The sequence below is a fragment of the bacterium genome, assembly GCA_030018315.1.
GTDB lineage: Bacteria > Hydrothermota > UBA3073 > JACQXS01 > JAGMCI01 > JASEGA01.
Map to the genome: position 1 here is coordinate 22,486 of JASEGA010000025.1, position 6,000 is coordinate 28,485.

Annotated in this window: 5 protein-coding genes and 1 tRNA gene; 3 read left to right on the plus strand and 3 right to left on the minus strand. The window is 39.9% G+C overall.

Annotation, left to right across the window (positions count from 1 at the left end):
* The first annotated feature begins 13 nt into the window (after positions 1 to 13).
* From groL to dprA, 3 genes are all read left to right on the plus strand, one after another.
* Complete coding sequence (gene groL / locus QMD71_08155; protein ID MDI6840799.1) at positions 14 to 1,642, plus strand: chaperonin GroEL; 1,629 nt, start codon at positions 14 to 16, stop codon at positions 1,640 to 1,642.
* Between the two features lie 202 nt (positions 1,643 to 1,844).
* Positions 1,845 to 1,920: transfer RNA gene (locus tag QMD71_08160), tRNA-Asp, on the plus strand.
* 26 nt (positions 1,921 to 1,946) lie between these two features.
* On the plus strand, positions 1,947 to 3,023 hold the full coding sequence (gene dprA / locus QMD71_08165; GenBank protein MDI6840800.1) for a DNA-processing protein DprA: 1,077 nt from the start codon (positions 1,947 to 1,949) through the stop codon (positions 3,021 to 3,023).
* Positions 3,024 to 3,047: 24 nt separating this feature from the next.
* Here the strand turns inward: dprA and QMD71_08170 are convergent, their stop codons facing one another.
* The 3 genes from QMD71_08170 to QMD71_08180 form a co-directional block, all read right to left on the minus strand.
* Positions 3,048 to 3,752, minus strand: coding sequence for a GAF and ANTAR domain-containing protein (locus QMD71_08170; protein ID MDI6840801.1), 705 nt, complete (start codon positions 3,750 to 3,752; stop codon positions 3,048 to 3,050).
* A 159-nt stretch (positions 3,753 to 3,911) separates the two neighbouring features.
* Positions 3,912 to 4,262, minus strand: a complete 351-nt coding sequence (locus QMD71_08175; protein ID MDI6840802.1) for a hypothetical protein — start codon at positions 4,260 to 4,262, stop codon at positions 3,912 to 3,914.
* 308 nt (positions 4,263 to 4,570) lie between these two features.
* Positions 4,571 to 5,788: a kelch repeat-containing protein gene (locus tag QMD71_08180; GenBank protein ID MDI6840803.1), complete on the minus strand. Its 1,218-nt coding sequence runs from the start codon at positions 5,786 to 5,788 to the stop codon at positions 4,571 to 4,573.
* Positions 5,789 to 6,000 lie beyond the last annotated feature (212 nt).

The window sequence follows — 6,000 nt, forward strand, 5'->3', positions numbered from 1 at the left end:
GAGGTGATAAAAAATGCCAGCTAAGGAGATAAAATATGCTGAGGAAGCAAGAAGTGCTATCAGGCAAGGAGTGGATAAGCTTGCAGATGCAGTCAAGATAACACTTGGTCCAAAGGGTAGGAATGTGACACTTGAAAAGAAATGGGGTGCTCCCACTGTTACAAAGGACGGTGTCACTGTTGCTAAAGAGATTGAACTTGAGAACAAGTTTGAGAATATGGGAGCTCAGATGGTAAAAGAGGTGGCATCAAAAACATCTGATGTTGCAGGTGACGGTACGACTACAGCTACTATTTTAGCGCAAGCAATATATCGTGAAGGATTTAAGACTACTGCTGCTGGCGCTAATCCGATGGCGGTTAGGAGAGGAATTGAGAAGGCGGCACAAAAGGTAGTGGAGGAGTTAAAGAAGCTATCAAAACCAACAAAAGGTAAGTTAGAGATATCACAAGTTGGGACAATTTCAGCAAATGGAGACAAAGAGATAGGAGAGATGATTGCTGAGGCTATGGAGAAAGTAGGTAAGGACGGTGTAATTACAGTTGAGGAAGGCAAAGGTATTGTAACAGAGCTTAATGTAGTCGAGGGGATGCAGTTTGACCGTGGCTATATTTCACCGTATTTTGTGACAGATGCTGAAAAAATGGAGGCTGTACTTGAGGAGCCATATATTCTTATCTATGATAAAAAGATATCGGCAATGAAAGATTTTCTCCCTCTTTTAGAGAAAGTGGCTCAAACTGGTAAATCACTTCTTGTGATAGCAGAGGAAGTTGAGGGTGAAGCAGTAGCTACTCTTGTTGTAAATAAAATACGTGGCACCCTTAAGTGCTGTGCTGTTAAGGCACCAGGTTATGGTGACAGGAGAAAGGAAATGCTCGAGGATATTGCAACTCTTACTGGTGGGAGGGTAATTTCTGAAGAGAAGGGGATGAAGCTCGAAAATACAAAGATGGAAGATTTAGGGAAGGCGAAGAAAGTGAAGGTAGATAAGGATAATACAACAATAGTAGAGGGATTAGGGTTGAAATCGGATATTCAAGCTCGGATGTCGCAGATTAAGCTTCAAATAGATGAGACAAAATCTGACTATGATAAGGAAAAATTACAGGAGAGGCTTGCTAGACTCGCTGGAGGGGTAGCAGTAATAAACGTTGGCGCACCCACTGAACCTGACATGAAAGAGAGAAAGGCTAGGTCTGAAGATGCCTTGCATGCTACGAAGGCAGCTGTCGAGGAAGGCATTGTTCCTGGGGGAGGAGTAGCTTTACTAAGATGTATCGGTGCATTAGAAAAGATGAAGCTTGAAGGAGATGAGCAAATTGGGATTAATATTGTTAAGAAGGCACTTGAAGAGCCAATAAAGTGGATTGTTGCAAATGCAGGAGAGGAACCATCTGTAATTGTAGATAAAGTGAAAAATAGCCCGACCAATGTCGGCTTTAATGCGGAGACCAGTCAAATTGAAGACTTAATGAAGGCAGGTATAATCGACCCTACTAAAGTTGTAAGGGTTGCGCTTCAAAATGCAGTTTCAATTGCAGGTTTACTTGTAACCACTGAAGCAATGGTAGCTGAAAAGCCGGAAAAGGAGAAAACACCACCAATGCCAGGTGGTTATCCTCCACCTGAAGAATACTAAGCGAGAAGTAATGGGTGGTAGATAAAGTCTTGACTTGATAACTATAGCGGGGTGGCAGGACTCGAGTCCAAGTACTGGGTACGAGGTTGATAAAACTTGGGGCGTCAGGACATAGTTTTGAGATAATCCAGTCTCTGGAGCGCCTACCTCTATTGGGTATAGTCCACCCCGCTATACTTTTTAGGTTTGTGATTTCAGCTAAGGGGTCGTAGTGTAGCCTGGTTTAACACGTCGGCCTGTCAAGCCGAAGAACGCCGGTTCAAATCCGGTCGGCCCCGTTATATCCTGCTATTACACTCTTCATATGGAAGACGAAGCTAAAGTCATCATTAAGTTATCGAGCATAAAAGGAATTGGAGAAGCAAAGCTTAAAGAAATAATTTCAAGATTTAAGCCAATTCCAAAAGTCTTTGATGCTAGCAATTTCGAGCTTTCTAATCTTGTAGATAGAAAATTTATCCCTGCTATTAAAAATGCTAAGAAAAAAAATGTTGAACCTGAGCTTGCACTTCTTAAAAAACTTAATGTTAACCTTGTAACATTTGATAGCCCTCATTATCCAGCAAATTTAAAGCCACTACCTGATGCGCCTCCATTTCTTTATGTGAGAGGCGAGATACTACCACAGGATGAGAAAGCGATTGCAATTGTTGGGTCACGGCGTGCCACTCCCTATGGAAAATTTGTTGCAGAAAAGTTTGCATATGAGCTTGCAAATGAGGGAATTACTATTGTATCTGGATTAGCGAGAGGGATTGATACTTGTGCTCATATGGGAGCATTAAAAGCAAATGGTAGGACGATAGCAGTATTTGGGTGTGGTATAGATATAATATATCCTCGCGAAAATATTGCACTTATACAAGAGATCATCTCACATGGGGCGTGTATTTCTGAGTTCCCACTCGGGACACAACCTTGGCGTGGAAATTTTCCTACAAGAAACAGATTGATCTCAGGGCTCTCAAAGGCAGTTGTAGTAATAGAGGCAACTGTACAAAGCGGCATCTTCTCTACTGTAGAATGGGCACTAAACCAGGGAAGAGAGGTGTTCGCTGTACCTGGAAATATAACTTCAGAGACAAGTAAGGGGGTTAATCGATTGATTATGGATGGAGCGCAGCCGGCAACTTCTCCTCAAGACATACTTGAATACTTAGGAATCAAACCAGTTACTAAAGAAAAAGAGAAATTAAAACTTGATAAAGATGAGAAAAAAGTGTTTGATATTCTAAGCTATGAGCCGATGCATGTTGATAATTTAGCTGAAATACTTGGAATCCCTATTTCGAAGGTGCTTGGTGTACTGCTTGAGCTTGAGTTACGAGGCGTAGTAAAGCAACTGCCTGGTAGAAATTTTGTAAGAAATATAGAGCCGTAAGAGAGTTTTTTTGAATGCCCTAAATCACTTACTTTTTATTTTTGAAGCTAAAATTATTGCATCTGCTACTTCATGCATAGATTTCCTTGAATCCATAGAAAGCTTCTGAATACGACGATAAGCTGATGCCTCAGATAAGCTATACTTACTCATCAATATACCCTTCGCACGCTCCACAAGCTTACGAGTCTCAAGTTCTTCTTGAATTATTTTACTCCTGACCAATAGCTTGGTATTCTCTATAGCTATAGCTGCTTGATTAGCTACTGTCATAAAAATATCTATCTCAGTTTTTGTAAACTTATGAGGAAAAGAAGTGTAGCAATTGATAGCCCCAATCACTTTTCCTTTTACACAAAGAGGAACACACAATAGAGAACAGAGGCCTTCCTTTTTGGCTATATCTTTGTATTTATACCTTTTATCTTTTCTCACATCTGCTACTGTTATAACTTTGTTCTCCTTAACCACCTTCCCTGCTATACTTTCACCTATTTTTAAAGGCGGTTTCTTAATGTAATCTTCACTCATTGATTGAGTAGCACGAATTGCCAGATTCCTTGTATTTTCATCAATTAGAAGTAGAGAACAAATCTTGGAATTCATCACATTAGCAGCCACAGTGACAATTAACTTCAATATATCCTCAAGCCATAAATCAGAGGTGATTGCACTTGATATTTTTAATAAACCGTTTATCTGCTCAGTATAAGTAAGTTTTTTAGCCACTTAATAAAATAATACCATAAACTTCAAAAATGACAAGTTTTTAAATAGGGAGAAATGTCTGATGACCCCACATGGTATCCATCCTCTATAAAATTGTCAATGAAATTATCTAAATAAACTCACTCCCGTTATCAATTTGGATAATTACTTCCGATAGATCTACTCCATAGTATTTAACTTGAGAAAGTGAATAGCTTGCAAAGATTGCGGCGTTAGTCCCATCTTTGGTCTCCCCATAAGTATGCCACTCACCCCGGTTCTCACATTTCTTACAGTAAATTCATATCGGGGAAGGCGTAATCTTTTCATTTGGGGCCAATATTTCTCTATATCCCAGAGATCTTTTGTATCTATCTCTATAAGATGAGATTTGCGCAACTCAATCACCCTTTCCTCTATTTCTTTTGGAGTTTTATGGGGTATGTGTTTCGGGGCCCTGGAATGCTCCTCAAGACCCATCAATCCCTGTTTTTTGCGTAATTCATTTACTAAATTTTCTTTCATATCCATACGGATCCTGCGGAAACTTTAATCCTCTAATCCTCTGTATACCTTGTGCCTTTCCTTTTACATTTTTTTCATATATACTTTAAAAACCTATTATCTCCTAGTTATTATACTATCTTACCCTCTTACATTATTTTATTTGACTTGCAGTAAAATAAAAACCAATATTTTATAGAAAATAAGAATAATGAAACTTATCCTATTAGTTTCACCCTATATTATGGAGAGACTCCGGATTTATTAGACTTTTTAATAAAAAGGCGGACAAGAAAGGGTTGGAGCCCCCACATGTCCACCTTTGTGAGTTAGTTTTACTTCACTAATACTAACTTCTGTGTGAGTACTTCGCCATTATATTCCAATTTGCAAAAATATACACCATTTGGTATACCTTCAGTATTCAAGTTAATAGAGTAACAACCAGCTCCTTTGGTCTCATCAACCAGTGTATTCACCAATCGACCTGAAATGTCATAAATCTTAAGCAATATCTTGCTTTTAGCTGGTAGCTGATAGCTAATAGTTGTTAGCTGGGCGACTGGGTTTGGATAGATTTTAATATTTTGTATCAGGGAGTGGTTTGCATTCCGCCCTTCTTCAACTCCCACTGGGATAGGGTTATACTCCTCAGTAGTCTGGAGTTGTCCTGTGGTATTACGCCCACCGATAGCAAATATTCTGCCACTTAATGGACAGGCTGCCACCAGCCGCTCTCTTGTAGTTGGCATAGGTAGCTTGATTGTCCAATCATTAGCTTCTGGGTCGTATTCCTCATTATAGTTAACTGGGGTGCCCGCACTTCCTCCAATTGCATATATCTTGCCATTAAAGGTATCAGCTACCACTGCCAGGTCACACCTATAGTGGGTGAGACTATCCTTGGTGACCCACGAATCTTTACATGGACTATACTCCTCATTCTTATTCCAATAGTATTTGCTACTATATCCACCAATAGCGTATACCTTACCATTTAGGGCAGCAGCTCCCAAATTATATCGTGCTGTTGGCATATCTGCCCTCGTTGTCCATTTGTCACTCACTGGGTCATATTGTTCATTTGTTTGAAGGATACCTTTTTTGTAATTATATCCACCGATAGCGTATATATTACCACCAGCTGCAGCTGCTGCCAACCCAAATCGTGCTATTGACATGCCCTTCTTTGGAGTCCACGAATCTTTTTCTGGATTATACTCCTCATTGGTAGTGACGCACTCCGAGGGAGTATCTCCTCCAATAGCGTATATCTTATCATTTACTGAAGCGACTGCCAGCCAAGCACGTGCTGTTGGCATATCTGCCCTGGTTATCCATTTGTTAGTTGCTGGATCATACATCTCGTTAGTCTGAAGGTACCCTTTGCTGTTATATCCACCGATGACATATATCTTACCGCTCACTACAGTGGCTGCCATGTTTTGACGTACTGTTGGCATATCTGCCCTCGTATACCAGTTGTCAGTGAGTCCATTGGAGACATCAACCACTCCTCTTAAGGAGAGTATTAATACAATTAACGCATACATTTTACACCTCCCTCAAAATGGAAGGCTGTTTAGCATTCTGTAGATACTTATCTACCAAGAATCTATAAGCACCAATAAAAATGCTATCACCTCCTGTTTTCATTTGGTCTCCTCTCTATTGTATAATATAATTTGTTACAAAAGGAGGCTAACATGAAATTTAAAACCAAAAAACAACTTTCCTTTGCACTCCTCCCTGCTATTCAAAAGAT